Source organism: Collinsella sp. TF08-11AT (genome assembly GCF_003437035.1).
Classification (GTDB): domain Bacteria; phylum Actinomycetota; class Coriobacteriia; order Coriobacteriales; family Coriobacteriaceae; genus Collinsella.
The window spans coordinates 13,368-32,843 of sequence record NZ_QSRL01000003.1 but is presented as its reverse complement, the minus strand read 5'-3'; the positions used below and the strand labels follow the sequence as shown (position 1 = coordinate 32,843).

The following is a 19,476-nucleotide window of genomic DNA, read 5'->3' as shown; positions in this document are numbered from 1 at the left end:
ACCCCCTACTCGGTACGGGCAACCTGGTCGATGCGGTAGCCCTCAATGGTGTCGCCAGGCTTGATGTCCTGGAAGTTCTCCAGGCCAATACCGCCCTCGGAGCCGCTCTTGAGGCTCTTGGCCTCGTCCTTGTAGTGGCGCATCGAGGCGATTTTACCGTTGAAGACCACGATGCCGTCGCGCACCAGGCGCACGGAATCGGTCGCGGCGATCTCGCCCTCTTCGACGCGGACACCGGCGGCGATACCGACCTTGGGCACCTTGAAGGTATCCAGAACGGTCGCGGTACCCGTGGAAACCTCGACCTCGGTGGGCTTGAGCATGCCGATACGGGCTGCGTCGAGCTCCTCGAGGCACTTGTAGATGACGTCGTAGCAACGGATCTCGACGCCCTCGCGCTCGGCGGCGGAGCGGGCTTTGCCGTCGGGACGGACGCCAAAGCCGATGATGATGGCGTTGGAGGCGTCGGCCAGAACGACGTCGGTCTCGTTGATGGCGCCAACGGCGGAGTGGATCGTGTTGATGCGAACCTCGGACTGATCCATCTTGTCGAGCGAGTCCTGAAGGGCCTCGATGGAACCCTGGACGTCGGCCTTGATGATCAGGTTGAGCTCCTTGACCTCGGCGTCGGCAATGGTCTCAAAGAGGTTCTCGAGCGTGACGTGCTTGACGCGGCTCTGCTCCTCGATACGGGCCTTGAGCGAACGCTCGTCCGCAAGGGCACGAGCCTCGCGCTCGTCCTCGAACACGCGGAACTCGTCACCAGCGTTGGGTACGGACTGCAGACCCAGGATCTCGACGGCGTCGGAGGGACCGGCCTCGGTGACGGCGCGGCCCTTGGGGTCGAGCATGGCGCGGACGCGGCCGTAGGTGAGGCCGGCGACCAGCGTATCGCCCACGTGCAGGGTACCGCGGGTCACGAGCACGGTAGCGACCGAGCCGCGGCCCTTGTCGAGCTTGGCCTCGAGGACGTTGCCGGAGGCAAAGGTGTCCGGGTTGGCCTTGAGCTCGAGCACGTCGGCCTGAAGCAGCACGGTCTCGAGCAGATCGTCGATACCGATCTTCTGCTTGGCCGAAATGTTGACGAACATGTTCTGTCCGCCCCACTCCTCGGGGATGACACCGTACTCGGTGAGCTCCTGGCGCACGCGGTCGGGGTTGGCGCCCGGCTTATCGATCTTGTTGACGGCGACGACGATGGGTACGCCGGCGGCCTTGGCGTGGTTGATCGACTCGACGGTCTGGGGCATGACGCCGTCGTCGGCAGCCACGATCAGAATGACGATGTCGGTCACCTTGGCACCACGGGCACGCATGGCCGTAAAGGTGGCATGGCCCGGGGTATCGATGAAGGTGATCTTGCGGTCGTTGATCATGACCTGCGAAGCGCCGATGGCCTGCGTGATGCCGCCCGCCTCGCCGGCAGCGACACCGGTGTGACGGATGGCGTCGAGGAGGCTCGTCTTGCCGTGGTCGACGTGGCCCATGACGGTGACGACCGGGGCGCGCGGCTTAAGGTCGGCGGGATCGTCGTAGAACGAGAAGGTGTTCTCCTCCTCGGGGGTGATGATCTTGATCTGACGGCCCAGGTCATCGGCAACGAGCTCGACGAGGTCGTCGGACATGGACTGCGTCATGGTGAGCGGCGTACCCAGTAGGAACAGGCGCTTGATGATGTCGTTGGCCGGAACGTCGAGCGCCTCGGCGAGCTCCTGAACGGTAACGCCCTGGGAAACCTTGATGGCGTCGAGCTCCTCGGGGTTCACGCCCTGGGCCAGCGCCTCCTCTATCTTGCGCTCCTCCTGAGCCTTGGCAGCCTCGCGCTCGCGCTTCTCCTTGCGCTTCTTGCGGCGACCGGTGGACTCGCGAGAGGCCTCCTCGACGGCGGCACGAGCCTCCTCGAGCACCTTCTCACGGCTGTACTCCTCGGCCTCGCGAGCCATACGGCTGTAGTGGTCCTCTTCGTTGTTGTGACCGCCCTTGCGCTTCTTGCCCTTGCCCTGCCTATCGGGGTTGGGGAAGTCCATGCCGGCAGCGACGTTGTTGCTGGCGTTGGTGCGATGGCTGTGCGGACGGCTCTCGGAGGCGTTGCGATCGGAGTTATTGTCGGAGGCGTTGCGATCGTTACGACGGCCACCGCGGCGGTCGTTGTTGCCGCCACGACGGTTACCGCGCTCGGCGGCGCGCTCGGCTTTGGCCTTGTCCTCGGCGTCCTTCTTCTCCTTGAGCACGGTCTCCTGTGCGGCGATCTGGTCGAGCAGCGAACGGAAGCGCGAACCGGAGTCGGAAGCGGGAACGGCGCGGCGCTGGGCCTCGCGGGCAGCCTCCTCCTTCTCGCGAGCAAGGCGCTCCTGCTCGGCCTTCTTCTTGGCCTCGGCCTCGGCGCGGGCGGCCTCCTCGGCAGCCTGGGCTGCGGCAAACTGGCGGCGTTCCTCCTCGCGTGCCTTCTCGGCAGCGATGCGCTCGCGCTCGGCCTCGGCGGCGCGAGCGGCCTCCTCGGCGGCAGCTGCCTGCTCCTCGGCCTGCTTGGCGGCCTCGACTTCCTGAGCACGGGCCTCGATCACCGAGGCGAGCTGCTTGCGGACCATGGCGACATAGGCATCCTCCAAGGTGGAGGAAGCGGACTTAGCGGGAATCTTCATTTCGGCGAGATGACCCATAAGTTCCTTGGAGGTCATGCCGAACTCTTTGGCCAGGGTGGACACACGGACTTTTGCCATATGACTTCACCTACCCTTTCTGGCACCTTGGGTGCCTAGAGACTGAACGAGCGTGGGAGATGCGCCGGGACCTGCCCGGCGCGACCGCGCGCTAGATCAGGTCCTCCGCATCATCGAAGGCGTCGGTGTCGTGGACACCGCAGAAACGGGAGCCGGGACGGGCCTGGTTGCGGCACTGGATGCCGTCCTCGGACACGTACTCGCAGCGGCGGACGTCCTCGTCCTCCTCATCACCGATCAGGTCGGCGGCGGGCTCCTCGTGAACGGGAACGTTCTTGAGGATGTCGGCGGCAAGCGTCTCGGACTTAATGTCGATGTGCCAGCCGGTCAGGCGCGCGGCGAGGCGGGCGTTCTGGCCCTCCTTGCCGATGGCGAGGGACAGCTGGTCGTCGGGCACGATGACGCCGGCGTAGGCCTTCTCCTCGTCGATGAGGACGCGGGTGACCTTAGCGGGCGACAGGGCGTTGGCGACGTAGACGGCAGGATCGGCATCCCACAGGATGACGTCGACGCGCTCACCACGGAGCTCGCCCACGACAGCGCGAACACGGCTGCCCTTGGGGCCGACGCAGGCACCCACGGGATCCAGACGGTCGTCGAGCGAGTGGACGGCAACCTTGGAACGCTGGCCGGGCTCGCGGGCGATTGACTTGATCTGGACGGTGCCCTCATAGATCTCGGGCACCTCCTGCTCAAACAGACGACGCATGAGCTCGGGGTGGGTACGGGAGATGACAATCGGCGGACGGCTGTGCTCGCCACGAACCGGCTGCAGGTTGGAGTTGGGGTCGCGAACGTCGATGATCACGGCCTTGATGTGCTGATTGTGCAGGTAGCGCTCGCCCATCGGACGCTCGTTGCGCTCGTTCTCGTAACGACGCTGATCGAAGTGCGGCAGCTCGGCCTCGACGCCTTCGCGAATCTTGACGATCGTGAAGTCGGGCGTGGACTGCAGCACGGTACCGCTGATGAGATCACCGATGCGGCCGGAGAACTCCTCGTAGATCTGCTCGCGGGCGGAGTTGCGCACGATGGCGTTGATCTCGGCCTTGGCGTGCTGGGCAGCGATGCGGCTCGTGTTCTTGGGGGTGACGTCGATCTCCTCGAACTCGGTGAAGTTGCCCTCCTCGTCCATGGAATCGTCGATCGGCTCCAGGCGGTAGACGTAGATCTTGCCGGTGGTGCGGTCGATGGTCACCTTGGCGCCCCACTCAAGATGCAGGATCTCGGCATAGCTCTTGGCGAGCGACTGCTCAAGGCGGTCGATCAGGTAGAGCTGGTCGATGTGCTTCTCCTGGCAAAGCTCCATCAGGGCGGACATCATGTCGGATGCTGCCATCTTACTTTCCTTCCTTCGCGGGCTTGAAGTCGTAGGTGGGCTTCAACTTGCACTTTTTAACATCAGAGAAATCGAGGGTAACGGACTCGCCGTCCTCGAGCTCGAGGGTCACGTTCGTCTCGGTGGCGGCGGCAATCTTGCCGGTGTACTTGCGACGGCCCTCGGTGGCGGTGGAGGTGAGCTCGCAGTCCTCGCCCACAAAGCGGACAAAGTCGCGCGGACGGCGCAGCGGGCGCGCCATGCCCGGGCTCGACACCTCGAGCGTGTAGCTCGAAGAAATGGGGTCGAGCTCCTCGATCACGTCCCCGACCCACTTGGTGTTGGCCGTGACGTCGTTGAGCGACAGGCTCTGACCCTCGGCACCCTCGATACGCACGCGCACGCAGGGGGCCTTGGTGGCGCCCACGAGCTCAACGTCGACGATGTCGACATCGTGCTGGGGAGCGACGGCCTCGAGCGCGTCGATGATCGCCTGCTCGGTCTTGGTCTTGACCATTGCGGCACCTCCATCCATACAAAAAAGAAGCGGGGCCGAAACCCCACTTCTTTCAATTACAACTTCATTTGCAAGCAAACTATACCAATAGCTGCGGAAACGCGCAAGCACAGTACGAATCTGCAGGTCAGCGTGCGCACAGCTTCTCCACAAGAATAGGACAATTGGTCGAAGAACCCCAAGCGGCGCACCCTCAACAGCCCCAAAACGGGCCATGCGTCCCATTCCACAGGCCCGTTCGGACCCCAAGGGCATTCCTCCCCGAGCCCCTTTCGATCAGACTTACGCTAAGGGGCATTCTGCAACAAGCCAGCCAGCAAGTCGCACAACGACGAACCTTTCCAAATCCTCTACGGCAAGGAGGCACCCATGAATCGCCTAGGCACCCTCTGCATGACTGCGCTCGCCATCGCAACGTGCTCGTTGGCCCTCTTAGGCTGCGGCAACACGAATGGCAAAACCGGAACATGCGAACCGAACCCTGGCAGCACCAAAGCCATCGAGAAAACGACGCCATCGGAGAGCTTCGACAAAATTAACGAAGACATCGTTGATCCCCAGGGCCTGGGTCCCGATTCCCAAGAACAGTTCCCCATCGACCTTGAGGCAGACGAGAACGTCCATGTTACCTGCGTGGGCAAGGACACGGATGGCTACGGCGACGCCGTGTTGATCTTTGCGGTGACAAACAACACCGATGTCGACATGATGTTTGGCGATGTGGACTCCTATGCCTACGTCAACGGCGTGGTCCGCGATGTGCGCATGCGCCAGCAGGTCGCAGCGGGCGAGGAAACGCGCGCCAAGCTCACCTTTGTAGGCACCTTCGACGACCCGGACTTTGATGTGAACAACGACCTCAACGACATCTACCTCAACATTTGGATGTTCGAAGAGGCAACGGGCAACGTTTACTTTAGGGACCTGGTACACATCCCGTAGAAGACGGTGCGACGCACAGACTAAGCAGGGCAGACAACACAAAACGAGGGACGACCCAACCGGATCGTCCCTCGTCTTTAATGCGTCAGCTAAGCGCGCAGCGCTTACTTGACCACCAGGTTGACCAGCTTGCCGGGCACGCAGATGGCCTTGACGACCGTCTTGCCCTCGAGCCACTTGGCGACAGCGGCCTCGGCGGCAGCCTGCATATCCTCATTGGAGGCATTGCGGGCCACCTCGACGCGGCCGCGGACCTTACCAAGCACCTGGACCACGATCTGCACCGTGTCCTCAACGGACTCGGCCAGGTCGAACTCGGGCCAGGCGGCGGTGTAGGCATTGCCCTCGCAGCCGAGCGCCTCATGCCACAGCTCGTCGGCCCAGAACGGGCAGATGGGAGCAAGGACGCTCACGATGTCCTTGGCCACTCCATAGCACAGGGCCTTGTCGCGGGTGGCACCCTCGGTGGCGTTGAGGTAGGCGCTCGCCGCGTTGACGAGCTCCATGACGGCCGAGATGGCGGTGTTGAACTGGCCGCGATCGAAGTCCTCGGTGCACTTGGCGATGGTCCGGTGACGCTCGCGATAGAGCTTCATCGCAACCTCGTCGAGCGCGGACTTGTCGAAGGCCACGTTGGCGTCGCCGGACTGGACGAGCTGCCACACGATACGCCAGGCGCGCTTGATGAAGCGGTTGGCGCCCTCAACGGCCTTGGGATCCCAGTCGAAGTCCTTCTCGGGCGGGGCGATAAACAGAATCGCCAGACGCATGGTGTCGGCGCCATAGGGCTCGATGACCGAGCTCGGGGGCACGACGTTGCCCTTGGACTTGGACATGGTCTCGCCGTTCTCGTCCTTGACCATGCCCTGGCACAGCAGGTTAGTGAAGGGCTCGTCCACACTCAGCAGACCCAGGTCGCGCAGTGCCTTGGTAAAGAAACGGCTGTAGAGCAGGTGCAAAATGGCGTGCTCGATACCGCCGATGTAGTTATCGACGGGCATCCAACGGTCGGCGGCCTCGCGGGAGAAGGGCAGCTCGGTGTTGTGCGGATCGGTATAGCGCAGGTAATACCAGCTGGAGCAGGTGAAGGTGTCCATGGTATCGGTCTCACGCTTGGCCGGGCGGCCGCAGACCGGGCAGGTGGTCTCGTAGAACTCCTTGCACTCGGCGAGGGTTTCGCCGGCGCCCAGGTCCAGGTTCTCGGGCAGCGTCACCGGCAGTTGATCCTCGGGCACGGGCACGATGCCGCAGTGCTCGCAGTGGATGGCCGGGATGGGATTGCCCCAATAGCGTTGGCGGCTGATGAGCCAGTCGCGCAGGCGGAACTCGACCTTGCGACGACCGCAGCCCATGGCCTCGAGGTCGGCCACGATGGCAGCCTCGCCCTCGGAGTGCTTACCACCGCGCATGCCAGTGTACTTGCCGGACTGGACGAGCGTGCCCTCGGCAGCGTGGGCGCAATCCCAGTCGACAGTCTCGGCGTGGAAGGTATCGATGGTCTCGCCGCTGGCCTCGACGGCAGCGCGATCCTCATCGTCCAGGATGATCGGCACGATCGGCAGGTCGTACTTGCGGGCGAACTCAAAGTCGCGCTGGTCGCCGCAGGGAACGGCCATGACGGCACCGGTGCCGTAATCGGCTACGACGTAGTCGGCAACCCACACGGGGATCTTCTCGCCGTTGACGGGGTTCACCACGTAGCGGCCCGTAAAGGCGCCGTGCTTCTCGAGGGTGCCCTGGGCACGCTCGACGGCAGAGATATGCTTGGAGTCCTCGACAATCTTGGTGACGGCTTCCTCGTACTGAGTGCCCTCGACGAGCTCGTGCAGACGGGCGTACTCAGGAGCCAGGACAAAGAAGGAAACGCCAAAGAGCGTGTCGGCGCGCGTGGTGAAAACGGTGATCTTGCCCTCGTCGCCCTCGATGGGCTCGCCATCGGCATCGCACAGGGTAAAGTCGACCTCGGCGCCCTCGGAGCGGCCGATCCAGTTGGCCTGCATCTGCTTGACGCGCTCGGGCCAGCCGGGGAGCTTCTCCAGATCATCGAGCAACTCCTGGGAGTAGTCGGTGATCTTGTAGTACCACTGCTCGAGGTCGCGCTTCTCGGGCTCGGTGCCGCAGCGCCAGCACTTACCCTCGGTTACCTGCTCGTTGGCCAAAACGGTCTTGCAGGTGGGACACCAGTTGACCGGGTTCTTCTTGCGGTAGACCAGGCCCTTTTCCCACATCTTCTCAAAGATCCACTGACCCCAGCGATAGTAGTCGGGGCTGCAGGTCTTAACGGTGCGATCCAGATCGTAGGAGAAGCCCATGCGCTTCATCGTGGCGAGCGCCTGATCCATGTTCTTATACGTCCAGGCGGCAGCCTGCGTGTTGTGCTTGATGGCGGCGTTCTCGGCGGGCAGGCCAAAGGCGTCGAAGCCGATGGGGTGCAGCACGTCAAAGCCGCGCATGCGGGCCTGACGGGCCATGGCATCGCCGATGGTGTAGTTGCGCGCGTGGCCCATGTGTAGGTCGCCCGACGGATACGGGAACATCTCGAGCACATACTTCTTGGGCTTGGTGGCGTCGGTGTCGACGGCAAAGAGGTTCTCGTCGTCCCACGCCTTCATCCACCGGGACTCAATGGCCTGCGCGTCGTAGGCAGGGATCTCATCCTTATGATCTGTGCAATCGCACATATCAGCTCCTTTAATCTTTAATGGGGTCGGTCGGCTTAGCTTTATTCGCTACTGCGGACAGTCCTGCGCAAGACGAAGAGCACATTAAGTGCTCTTCTTTGCGTGCGGAACTTGTAGCGAACAAAGCTAAGCCGCCCGACCCTAAGGTTAACTTGACTGATGATAGCAAATACGACAAGCGAGATGCCTGCGACTTGCAGGCATCTCGCTTTATCTAAATAACGTGGTTGGGAATCAACCTTTGTCTGAAACTCGTTCTAGCACGAACGGGTTTTCCAGGTGCCGCAGATTGCCGTGAAAGAGGAGCGCCGCGTACTTAGGTACGCAAGCGACGGTTTGAACGGCAAGGTGCGGTGCCTGGGAAAGCCGCTTAGCGGTAGCTGACGCTTTGCTGGGAGTCCTTGACGACTACGTCGTGGGCGCCGCCTTCGACGATGGAGGTGGAGCTGACCAGGGTCAGGCGTGCCTTTTCCTGGAGCTCGGGGATCGAGAGGGCACCGCAGTTGCACATCGTGGACTTGACCTTGTAGAGCGTGCCGCCCACGCCGTCCTTGAGGGAGCCGGCGTAGGGAACGTAGGAGTCGACGCCCTCGACGAAGCTGAGCTTCGCGGCGCCACCCAGGTCGTAGCGCTGCCAGTTGCGGGCACGCGCGGAACCCTCGCCCCAGTACTCCTTCATGTACTGGCCGTTGACGTTGACGCGCTCGGTCGGGCTCTCGTCGAAGCGAGCAAAGTAGCGGCCCAGCATCATAAAGTCGGCACCCATGGCAAGGGCGAGCGTCATGTGGTAGTCGTAGACGATGCCGCCGTCGGAGCACACGGGCACGTAGATGCCGGTCTCCTCGTAGTACTCGTCGCGAGCGCGGCAGACGTCAATCAGCGCGGTGGCCTGGCCACGGCCGATGCCCTTGGTCTCGCGGGTAATGCAGATGGAACCGCCGCCGATACCGACCTTGATGAAGTCGGCACCGCAGTCGGCCAGGAATCGGAAGCCCTCGGCGTCGACGACGTTACCGGCACCGACCTTGACGTCCTCGCCGTAGTTGGCGCGGATCCACTCGATGGTGCGCTTCTGCCACTCGCTGAAGCCCTCGGAGGAGTCGATGCACAGAACGTCGGCACCGGCCTCGATGAGCAGAGGCACGCGCTCGGCATAGTCGCGGGTGTTGATACCGGCGCCGACCATGTAGCGCTTATCGCCGTCGAGCAGCTCGTTGGGGTTGGTCTTGTGGCTGTCGTAGTCCTTGCGGAAGACGATGCCCATCAGGTGATCGTAGTCGTCGACGATGGGCAGGGCGTTGAGCTTATTGTCCCAGATGACGTCGTTGGCAACCTTGAGGCTGATGTTCTTGTCGCCCACGATGAGCTGCTCACGCGGGGTCATGAACTCGGAGACCTTCTTCTGATGGTCATCGCGGCTGGGGCGATAATCGCGGCTGGTGACGATGCCCAGGAGCTTGCCCTTGGGAGTGCCGTCGTCGGTGACCGGCATGGTGGAGTGACCGGTCTTCTCCTTGAGCTCGATGACCTGCTCCATGGTCATATCGGGGGTCAGCGTAGAATCGGACTGAACGAAACCAGCCTTGTGATCCTTGACGGCCTTGACCATGGCGGCCTCGGACTCGGCGCTCTGGGAACCGTAAATGAAGGACAGGCCACCCTCGGTAGCGAGCGCGACACCCATGTCGACGCCCGAGACGGACTGCATGATGGCGGAAACCATGGGGATGTTCAGGGTGATTGCCGGCTTCTCACCGCGCTTGAAGCGGGTTAGCGGCGTCTTAAGAGAGACGTTGTTGGGGATGCACTGCGAGGACGAGTAACCAGGGACCAGCAGATACTCCGAAAACGTGTGGGACTCACCGGGAAAGAACGTAGCCATGTTTCTCCTTTTTCCATGCGACCGGCCGGCTGCAGGCCTCGTAGGACCCAGCCCAACCTTGGGCGCCCAATACTGGGGAAGTATCTTAACGCACTTTGACTGCTACAATGCATGATTTAAGAAGAGCACACGAGGGTTTGACGCAGGCTTTGCGTTTGCCCAGCAAACACTTTAGCGGGGAGACGCGGAGCACATGGAGTACAAGACGACGGCAAAGTTGGTCATTCAAGCGTGCGACAAAGACCTGCCGGGCGTGTTCGGCCACGGCTGTGTCTTGCTGCTGCAGGGCATCGCCCGCGAGCACTCGCTCAACCGCGCCGCCAAGAGCATGGGCATGGCGTATTCCAAAGCCTGGCGCATTGTAAACGAGGCGGAAGGACAGCTGGGCTGCAAGCTCATCGAGCGCGACGGCGCCCGCGGATCATCGCTCACCCCCGCCGGCGAGCGAGCCATAGCGGCGTACGAGGAGCTGCAGGCCGACATCAACAACGTCATCGCCACCAAAGCCAACGACCTCATCGCCAGCATCAACGCAGGATAGTCCTTTTGGGACTGAATTGTTGTCCAGCGCGCCCTCGGATTGAGGCTCGCGCCACAAAATGGGCCCATATACTACGTTTAGTTGAATACCCTAGACCATACCGGGCATTATGAAAATAAAACCGCTGGTAGACAGCTTGGCGATTTTCAAAATAAGCGGGTATGGTCGACCCCTACGGCTTAAACGTAGTAAATAGGCCGTTTTCGTGGCACAGACCCCGATTAGCTACTTGCGGAGGGCGTTGTCTAGGGTGGCAGCCACCTGCAGAGGGTTGTCGGTGCCGGCGAAGAGGCGAATGGTGCTCCCCTGCTTGCCGCGCGGAGCAGAGAGTCGCGTCGTTGCGCCGCCGGCGGGCGATGTGCGAAACTCCCCCGGCAAAGCATCGAACAAATCGCCCGCACTGCGCTCGATAAGGTCAAACTCAACTGCCGGACCAAAGCCGTGCTCGAGGATTCCAGTTGCAACCGCATGGTCGGGATGCGAGCTCAGTCCAGGATAGCGCACGGCGTGCACCATCTCATTGGCAGCCAAGTACTCGGCCAGCGCACGTGCGCGGTCGAAATGTGCCTGCATGCGGGCATCGAGCGAGTCCAGCCCGCGCTCCAGCACACCGGCCTCATCAGCAGGCAAATCAAGTTTGACCAAGCCACAGCCCTCAAGCAGAGCATGCGCGCACTCGGCAGCAGCATCCACACGATGGCGCTTGAGCTGCGAGCGCGCGACCGATATGGCAACCAACTTGTGCGGAGCCTCACCGGCGCACACGCGGTCAAGTGCCTCGAGCGACAGCACGGCACCCAAGCGCAACGGATCGCACCCAAAGACACCAGCCACGGTGTTATCCACCACGAGCAGCGCATGAGCCTCACGCGCGGCACGTCCTAACGCGCGCAGATCGGGCACGCGCAATCCAAACCCGCCAATAGAGTTGACGAACCACCACAGGTGCGGCCCCTCGACCTCAAACGAAGCATCAAAGCCCTCGGACGCAGCAGTAAACGCCGCAACCGACGGCTCCTCCACCATAGCCACGTCGCAGCACTCAAAGCCGCGCGCAAACGCATCGGCAAAGTCATCGGCAAACGCAACCAGGCGATCGCCGGAACGTACAATCCCCAACAGAGACAGCGCCGCCGGCACATGCGAGGCCGCAACCAATCGCGCCTCACGCGCGCTGGCCCTCAAAGCCCAAGCCTCTTCTAGCTGCTGTACGTCCACGCGGCACCGTCCCTTCATAAGCAAAAACCCACGATGCGGGTGTTCCCCGCATCGTGGGCAACGGCTGCAGTATAGCGCCGTTGGGCGACGAAACGCCTAGATGCTGAGCGTGTGATAGGTCACGCTCGCACCCGGAGCGTCAACGATCACGCCATAGGCCTCGGGTGGCCAAAAGCGTCTGCAACGTCGAGCATCTCAAAGTTGGCATCCCAGCAGTCAAAGATACGATGCACCAACACCGCGAGTTCCTCGGCACACAGCAGGGGAAACGGCGCATCTGCCGCACCCTGAAGCGCGACCGACCCGCCCGAGCATGCGTCGAATAGCGGCACCAAAAATGGGTCGGTTAATGCCGGCGATGCGGTATACAGATACGGCACGCGCAGGACTTTGGCTTGGATGCCGTCGCGCGATGCATAGTAACGGCACAGGTCGTTGGCAGCGCGGGCGATAATGCCCTTGCCCGTCTGGGCGCCACTGGCGGCCGTGGCGTCGTCGTCACATCCGCCAGTGGTGCCCTCTGCACCCGCGGGCCCCGCAATAAACAGCAGCTGCACATTGCGTCCCATACAGGCACGAAACACCGAGCGCAGCAGCCCAATGTCGCCAAAAGTCACGGTATGCGGGGTGAGGTAGGTAGAAAGGTAGACCACGCGCTCAAACTCGTAGGCCTGGTCCAGGTGCTGGAGGAGCTCTTTCCACGAAGCATGGTACGACGACTCATCGCGGCGCGCGTCCTGCGCGGCTACGACCTACACATGGTCGCCGGGGAACGCCTTGGAGCAAAAGCCATCGTCAACATATGCGGTGTTGCCAACAGCCAGCACTTCCACGGCGTTCCCCCTCCCCAAAAAACTACTTTTGCCATAGTCAAACATGCGTATTGTACGCTGCAAAAGCGAGCCAAGGCGCCTTTAAGGCTGTTTTAAGAACTTTTTAGAGGATGTGAGAGTGGCAACTCATTCGACTTAGATTCATCGAGGAAATGCTATTCACCCTGAAAAGGCACATCGCAATCTGCTGACAGCTCTGCAGGGAGAATGGCAGGCAATGCACATTGCTCTCGCACAGAATCATCAGATGAAAGAAACGGCAACTCTTTGGAATGGCTGGCGATAACCTGCGGAACGATTTTGATACCCAAAGCAAGCTCGAACCTAGCGATCGTCTTCAGCGTCATATTGGGCTGAGAATTCAACAGCTTCGAAAGCGACTGAAGGCTCACGCCCATACGCTTTGCCAAATCGCTTTTGCTTAAACCCAGACGCTTCATCTCGCGATGAACAATAAACTCGATATCTAGCGCGTGTTCATAAGCGCGTGTTTCGCTGGTTTCTGTATCGGCGTAAAAATCAGATAAATCTACTTTATTCATTGTGTTCTCCGTTTCGAAAGCCAAGTATAAAAGTCAAGGCTCAGATTCCAGAAGTTGACGTGCTATTCTGGCCGATCATTGTTCGAGCGGTTAATTTCCGCTTAGGGTCTGACAACATTTTCTGGAATTGAGAGTTGTCGGGAGAAGCCGTCAATTCCCAAAACGGTCGACCCTTGAGGTCTCTATATTCGACAAGATCATATCCTTCTGCCAAAGGGCACCTCCCATTTCTAGATGAACTTAACTTATAGGTTAAGTTCATCCATTTAAATACATATAACGAGGTCCAGACAAGATTCCTCTGCCCCAATCGATAAACAAACCAGTCGAGCTTATGCAAAATCCGGAAGTGTGCGGCATATTCTAGATACGTCAACCACACTGGATAGTGGCAACGCTTCTACCTGCGGGTTCTTTTCATGAAAAGGACGATGTGCTCGAGGGTTCCAAAATTTGCCGCATGCTTCCGTCGGGCGTTTCCGGAAGTGCGGTGAAAAACCGAGATCGACAGACCAGACCCCTGTTTTAGCCTTCCGCGACCTGCGGTTTTGTTGCCGAAATTCGATTTATGCTCGGAGGTTTCCGATTTTTCCCCGCACTTCCGAAAAGCACCCTTAAACCGCGCGTCCCGAAGCGGAAAACCGCCGGATATTTGTTCTCCCCAAATGAGATCCTTGTTTTGCCTGGCCGAATCTTACATCCAAACAAAAAAAGAGGACCGACGCATCAACCCTCTTCAGGTGTCGCCCGAAGGCTTCCAGCGCAATTGATTTAATTCTAATCGATATCACTTGTTTGACCACGATCACGTCAACCAGTAGAAGCCGCCCATGCTCGATCATTCCATTGCCGGGATGGTGCTTGGCTAGTACGTCACACATTGCATACATGAAAAAAGGGCAACACTCTCAATTTGAAAGCGTCACCCTTAAAGCTCCCAAAGAGCTTTTGTATTGCAGGAAGATACTCTACACTATCTTCCCTTGATTGGCGGGTCGAAACAGACACCATTGTGATTTCAAGCAGAAAGCGTTATATTAAGTATGCATTTGCACGTGGTGTTCGCACTATACGCTCAGATGCCATAGTTTACAAAGATGGCCTTCTTCATAGACGCTAGGTGGGATTACTCACTAGTAGCCGATATGTCGAAGGCCTTCTTGTACTTAAGGAAATCATACATTCTAATAAGCCGTTTCAGCTCGCTATTACCGTGGATTATCTTGCGATCGTCCATGATGAGCGCCCTCAGATATTCAAGCAACTTATTTAGATCGATCTCATCTTCTTCAAGTAGCACAAGCTTTTTAAATGCTTCCTCAAAGCCTTCGTTAGCTATAACAGACTGAACCGAGTGTCTAATTCCCGAATGATGATAGCTACCTTTTGCCTTTCGTAGGCTGTTGTTTAGAAAAGCATCTAAATCCTTCTTCTCATCTATTTCCTTTAGCATCCTTGGATTAAGAACTTCCCCTGAATACGCGCTTAAATACTTATACATGGGCAAACCACCCGAGTTAGAAGCAAGCAGCGAAGGAAGGTATTCCTCGACGGCAAGCTTAGGAGCAACATGTTCGTCATCAAACACAACATCACGATATAGAAGTTCGGCTTTGACCATATGCCCGTGCCCTAAAGAAGCATTCGCAACACCGATACCCAGCACAAGATGCTGTCCCTCCGGAAGTCTCTCGAGGTCGCTAAAACTCGCTTCAACTACCAGAGAGTCATTCGGATCGCCCTCATCAGCCAAGGCGTAGATGCTCCTGCGAAGCTCACGAATGATCCTGGGCGAGAAGGAGCATTTGGATTGTCCAATTGCTTCATACACTGCACCAAAATCGTTCGTCCTAATCTCGGTCATGCTTATCTCGCCAATACCTGGAAAGGTAAACGAATGAGTTGAGGTTGCGTTTTCTCCCCTAGTAAGGAAGATAAAGCGCTTTCTAAGCAACGCAAGATTGTTAGAACCGAGGCAGCGCGAAATCGACATGAGGATAGCTTGGATATCGGGGTCGTTAAGGGAATAACCGATAAAAATAATTGGGTATTCCATAAAAATAGTTAACAACTTGGCAGCCAAGTAATCCTGTGTTTCGGCGAGTTTTGCGTAATCTGCCTCCTCAAGAACCATAGATTCAGGATTATCCATAGAACCGTGGATCTTATAGATTTCACCCATTTCAAAAGTTCTGTGAAAGACGAGATCGTCTTGGCCAACAAAAACTTTAAACTCGGGAAATAGCGACTCCAGGAGACAGTCATAGTTGGTTGTTATAACTCCAGAGATACGCCGCCTGCCAACCTCTCTCAAGATATCAAGCTCATGCGTCATATATTCAGGTTTGAACGAGGATAACCTCTCGGCCGCCATGATCTTTAAAATAGATTTACGCTGACGAATGTCCTCTACATGATCGTTTCTAAAAGAAGCGAAGCGAGGGTCCTCAAGAACAGCTATGCGCATATCCTTATCAAGCATCGTCGCGGCAGAGGGCAATGCGCTATTGTCAGACTCATCTGGACAACGTGCCAGGTACGAGTCAAGCCGAAAGGGATCATCGGAAAGACGGGGACAGAGGTGCCTTAACAAACCAACCCAATCGTCGGTACCCATGTATCTACGGGAAAAGCCCGAGCCGACGAATAAATATGGGCTACGCCCCACCCCATTTATCAAACGTACAACGCTTTCTACAATGTCATCTCTTCCGACTTCCATCTAGCGCCTCCAAACAAGCTACTTCCATAAGTATAGAACATATGTTTGGGTTTTACTAGAATTGCAAGACTTCATCGGAGACAAAGCTGCTCGACAATTGAAAATTCGAACCGCACAGGTGACCCAATATTCAGCAGTGTTCCGACGAGCAAATATTCATTTCGCGCCTCAGGCAATCTAGCGCAGCGGCATCAGTTAGAACGCCATGACTCTCTAGGAGTTCGATAAGTTGAGCGAAAGTCTAAAATTCCATCGCCAAAGTAACTCCTAAAATCAAAGGGCCGTTGCCGATAACAACCAAACAACGACCCTCCTTTGTCATCGCCTCACGTAGAGCCCACGACAACTGCATCACTAACTGGATGTTAACCTAGATGCGCAGTAATTGCGCATCCAAAAAAGTTAATCATGTAGCAAATACTCTTCGCGTTGAAACTAATGCGAAGCATTTTCGCGTCCGTGCACGAGAATGCGCAATCAATATGCGGAAAGGCAAAGATGATTCACCTAGCTAACAACCATCCAGTCACTACCGACAGTACTCGAAATCTTCGAGGAATCGCCGATGCACACGATGGTCGCCGAAGCGCCGGGCACATACTTGGCCTCAAGAACGGAAACACCTTGCTCCTTAAGCCTTAAGGTCGTCTCGGTTATCTGGGTTTTATTCACATCATTTTTGCTGACCAGTTTAACGCCATTGCCATCATTTTCATTCAGGCAGGATACAACCGTATTGTAATCGGCCCAATAACAGTACTCCCCAGAAAGCCATCCAAGCTCAGTGGCGCATATCGATCCAGTCGCAGAAACCGTCTTTGGAAGCAATCCGTAGCGCTGCCTTTCCTCAAATTCAAGAACATCACAAAATACGCGATTAGCATTAAGTAATCTCGTTCCACAATAGTCCCCGTAAAACGGCGCAAAATGATTGCGGATAGTCCGCGACAACATACAGTAATCGTAGGTGTAGTAACACTTGAAGATTCGTAGGGCGTCTCCCCCTGCCCCTTCGGCAGAACGGGCGAATTCAACAAGAAACTGGTCCCACATGCGCTCAATATAGGGAATTGCGAGTTTAACGCTATCCATATCAGACAAAGGAGCATCGCTCGTCTGCTGCATTATTCCAGTGGTTTTTGCCAAATGGAAATGAGCTGCCATGCGCTCGATCGTTCGGATAAACTCGGGCCGATTCCCGTCCTCAATCGCCATAATTGCAAAGAAAACACTTCTCAACAGAAGATCACTTGAAAATCGCTGAGGTAAGAGATCGCCATATTCGCGCTCGTATGAGAAGAGCCTGGCCTCACCCGTATCGATTGAAGAGTAACCAAATACGGAGTCCGAAGGAACGACATATGATGGAGCGGCATTTGAGTACACACGGCTAAACTTAATTTGATAACGCTTAAAAAAGGTTGAAATCCAAAAGGTCACAACACCAAATAATGCCAGCTCAAACTCAAAGGCAATACTCGAAGTATCAAGCACATCTAGCCCCTGGCCTCCGAGATAGCCATCGATAACAAAGTGATCGAATGCGACGGACAGCAAAAGAGACATGAACGCCTCGAATGAGAAAGGAAGAGTCCGGTACCGCAATTTACCCCTTGCATGCTTGATTACCCCAAGAAACAACCAATAGAAAAGGGTAGGCATGTATCGCAGCGAAGGACCTGGAACTGAAAACGCATCGCAAATCGCAGCCATAATAAACACCGGGAGCTGGCAACAAATTGTTGGAGCGAGAATTCGGTAGGCAACGTTCAGCCTGCCCGACTCATCGGAGGGATACAGTTCTTCGACGGTGTATTGCCCTCCGATCGCCAAGGGCCCAGCAAAGCGGACAAGCTGAACGCTCGACAAACCGATAAAGACATAAAAGACAATCCAATGAATAGTGACCGATTCCACCTGTAAACAATCTCCTCAGGTCATACGCTTGCGATTAATTGTAGATAGACAGAATTGAACAGGAAGCAACAATATTTGAAACTGTTGTTTTGCGCACCCCGGATCAACCAACATACCCCAGAAAGGTCGCTGATGTTGACTGGGGTTCCCGTAAAACCCCAACAAAAAATGTGCGGAGTGCCGACCTGAAACTGCCTTCGGACCCTATTGGCTGCACACCGAGAGGCTCCGCTATGAAACGCCCCCCTTACCACCCGCTCTGTGCGACCGCGTGCACGTCCATGGTCAACGCGACGATGCCTATGGCAGCCATTGCAGAGGGGGTTCAGCCTCAGAAGGCCGCCGAGCAGCAGGCGCAAGCCGTGAGGTCGAGCTCAGCGTTGCTTTTGAATGCAGAAAAACGAGTCCGAACGCAGCGGCGTCCGGTCCTCTTGGCAGGTCCCATCTTGGGTTGATGTCCACAAAACTAGCCCTTGCGGTCGGTTAAACAAGTTTCAGCAGCCTTTGATACTCTCCGGGATCACGCATACGCATAATATCCATGTATGTTCTGCTTTTTGCGACCATGATATCGTCGAACTTGGATAGGCCGTGCCCGCTCGCTCTTGTGACAACCATGCGGTCGTCGCAAAAATATGAAAGGAAGGTGTCCTTGCCGGGATGGTGTATCCGTCGGACGTCGAGCACGTTCCGGAAGTCATAGTAAAGTGCGGCGTTGGCGGTTTCCTCAAGTTCAGGCAGTCTGTCGATGCCTTCAAAGCGGCAAGGATAAATTAGCAGCAAGTTTTTCGAATGACTGATTGAGCGAAGAAGTCCTCGGGCCTCACGGTCTTCTTCGCTCAATTGTTTATTACTCTCAGTTTTTAGAAGCTCGTCAAGCTTGGCGAGGCTGTAATCCCTGAGAATTGCATGCAGGCGTAAGCCTCTCTGTTCTTTTACATGACTTCTGCAAAGTTGTTCTAAAGTTATTCCGCGGTCTGAAACTCGCCTTGACGAAGTGAGACTTACGGCGCGCATCATGGATTTTCCGAAGATGAGCTTGAAATCTAACTGATACGCGTCTGATACCGCATCGCACTCCCCATTTGCCTCGGATACGGGCGCATGAAACTCCGCACCTCTGGTCAGTTCCTTGAAAGCGTTGGAGTGGTTGATGAGCTCGCGCGTCCATTCCTCGTATGTATATAACGGACGCCCAGAATAGTCTTGCATGAGGTCCTTAACAAACAATTCTGGGGTAATCATTGCGGATTTAAGTCTCTCGGCTCCGGGAACGGCTTCAATAAGCCTCTTATCTATCACTGTGGCCTCCTCTTTGCGGTAGTTTTACGGATGTTGACGGAAGCCGTTCCAGCAGGGTACGCCAAAGTTGGCCGAGCGAGCGGCCCGTCCTGGCTCGGAAGGGTCCGTGCCTTCGCCTAGAATACGCGCACCATGGCGCGTTCAGGCCGCTTTCGGGGTTATCCTGGCCGTTTCCATGGCAACCTCGCGCTACTTCTCGGAGAGGAAGATGGCCGAGTTGCACGACGCGGCGCTGCGAAGGGGAGCATCGTGCTGTCATGACTGGGCCGAGCTGGAAAAGACTGCCGGGAAGATGGTCGAATCCAGCCTTGAGCTTGCCGACAGAGTGGAGTCGGCCTAGG

The 19,476-nt window shown here is 57.4% G+C and carries 14 protein-coding genes; 3 read left to right on the top strand and 11 right to left on the bottom strand.

Translation table 11 applies throughout. The features are described from left to right. Positions 1 to 5: 5 nt before the first annotated feature. The 3 genes from infB to rimP all read right to left on the bottom strand — a co-directional run bounded on the left by infB (position 6) and on the right by rimP (position 4,555). Positions 6 to 2,720: a translation initiation factor IF-2 gene (infB, locus tag DXC79_RS03170; RefSeq protein WP_117635116.1), complete on the bottom strand. Its 2,715-nt coding sequence runs from the start codon at positions 2,718 to 2,720 to the stop codon at positions 6 to 8. A gap of 91 nt (positions 2,721 to 2,811) precedes the next feature. Then, positions 2,812 to 4,059 carry a transcription termination factor NusA gene (gene nusA, locus DXC79_RS03165; protein WP_006234042.1) on the bottom strand — a complete coding sequence of 416 codons (1,248 nt, stop codon included), beginning with the start codon at positions 4,057 to 4,059 and terminating at the stop codon, positions 2,812 to 2,814. Between the two features lies 1 nt (position 4,060). Further along, positions 4,061 to 4,555, bottom strand: coding sequence for a ribosome maturation factor RimP (gene rimP / locus DXC79_RS03160; RefSeq protein WP_117635115.1), 495 nt, complete (start codon positions 4,553 to 4,555; stop codon positions 4,061 to 4,063). Between the two features lie 369 nt (positions 4,556 to 4,924). On the opposite strand from rimP, the gene DXC79_RS03155 reads away from it, so the two are divergent. After that, a complete protein-coding gene (locus tag DXC79_RS03155; RefSeq protein ID WP_117635114.1) occupies positions 4,925 to 5,497 on the top strand; it encodes a hypothetical protein in 573 nt (190 codons plus the stop codon). 104 nt (positions 5,498 to 5,601) lie between these two features. Here DXC79_RS03155 and leuS read toward each other — a convergent pair whose 3' ends face one another. Together leuS and DXC79_RS03145 are read right to left on the bottom strand one after the other, a co-directional pair. After that, positions 5,602 to 8,178 (bottom strand): leucine--tRNA ligase, encoded by a 2,577-nt coding sequence (gene leuS, locus DXC79_RS03150; protein ID WP_117635113.1) that lies wholly within the window; start codon positions 8,176 to 8,178, stop codon positions 5,602 to 5,604. A 370-nt stretch (positions 8,179 to 8,548) separates the two neighbouring features. After that, positions 8,549 to 10,060, bottom strand: coding sequence for an IMP dehydrogenase (locus DXC79_RS03145; RefSeq protein ID WP_117635112.1), 1,512 nt, complete (start codon positions 10,058 to 10,060; stop codon positions 8,549 to 8,551). 193 nt (positions 10,061 to 10,253) lie between these two features. Between DXC79_RS03145 and DXC79_RS03140 the strand changes: the two genes are divergently transcribed. Beyond that, on the top strand, positions 10,254 to 10,601 hold the full coding sequence (locus DXC79_RS03140; protein ID WP_117635111.1) for a winged helix-turn-helix domain-containing protein: 348 nt from the start codon (positions 10,254 to 10,256) through the stop codon (positions 10,599 to 10,601). A 225-nt stretch (positions 10,602 to 10,826) separates the two neighbouring features. Here the strand turns inward: DXC79_RS03140 and DXC79_RS03135 are convergent, their stop codons facing one another. From DXC79_RS03135 to DXC79_RS03110, 6 genes are all read right to left on the bottom strand, one after another. After that, positions 10,827 to 11,819, bottom strand: a complete 993-nt coding sequence (locus tag DXC79_RS03135; protein ID WP_158550956.1) for a PLP-dependent transferase — start codon at positions 11,817 to 11,819, stop codon at positions 10,827 to 10,829. Positions 11,820 to 11,965: 146 nt separating this feature from the next. Further along, complete coding sequence (locus tag DXC79_RS03130) at positions 11,966 to 12,472, bottom strand: hypothetical protein (protein WP_117635109.1); 507 nt, start codon at positions 12,470 to 12,472, stop codon at positions 11,966 to 11,968. A 335-nt stretch (positions 12,473 to 12,807) separates the two neighbouring features. After that, the gene (locus tag DXC79_RS03125; protein WP_117635108.1) at positions 12,808 to 13,194 is read right to left on the bottom strand and encodes a helix-turn-helix transcriptional regulator; all 387 of its coding nucleotides are present in this window, start codon (positions 13,192 to 13,194) and stop codon (positions 12,808 to 12,810) included. 1,126 nt (positions 13,195 to 14,320) lie between these two features. Next, the gene (locus DXC79_RS03120; protein ID WP_117635107.1) at positions 14,321 to 15,916 is read right to left on the bottom strand and encodes an SIR2 family protein; all 1,596 of its coding nucleotides are present in this window, start codon (positions 15,914 to 15,916) and stop codon (positions 14,321 to 14,323) included. A 507-nt stretch (positions 15,917 to 16,423) separates the two neighbouring features. Next, the gene (locus DXC79_RS03115; RefSeq protein WP_117635106.1) at positions 16,424 to 17,833 is read right to left on the bottom strand and encodes a hypothetical protein; all 1,410 of its coding nucleotides are present in this window, start codon (positions 17,831 to 17,833) and stop codon (positions 16,424 to 16,426) included. A gap of 483 nt (positions 17,834 to 18,316) precedes the next feature. Continuing rightward, positions 18,317 to 19,135: a hypothetical protein gene (locus DXC79_RS03110; protein WP_117635105.1), complete on the bottom strand. Its 819-nt coding sequence runs from the start codon at positions 19,133 to 19,135 to the stop codon at positions 18,317 to 18,319. A 208-nt stretch (positions 19,136 to 19,343) separates the two neighbouring features. Between DXC79_RS03110 and DXC79_RS10260 the strand changes: the two genes are divergently transcribed. Further along, positions 19,344 to 19,475, top strand: a complete 132-nt coding sequence (locus DXC79_RS10260) for a hypothetical protein (RefSeq protein ID WP_255413169.1) — start codon at positions 19,344 to 19,346, stop codon at positions 19,473 to 19,475. The last annotated feature ends 1 nt before the right edge of the window (position 19,476 follow it).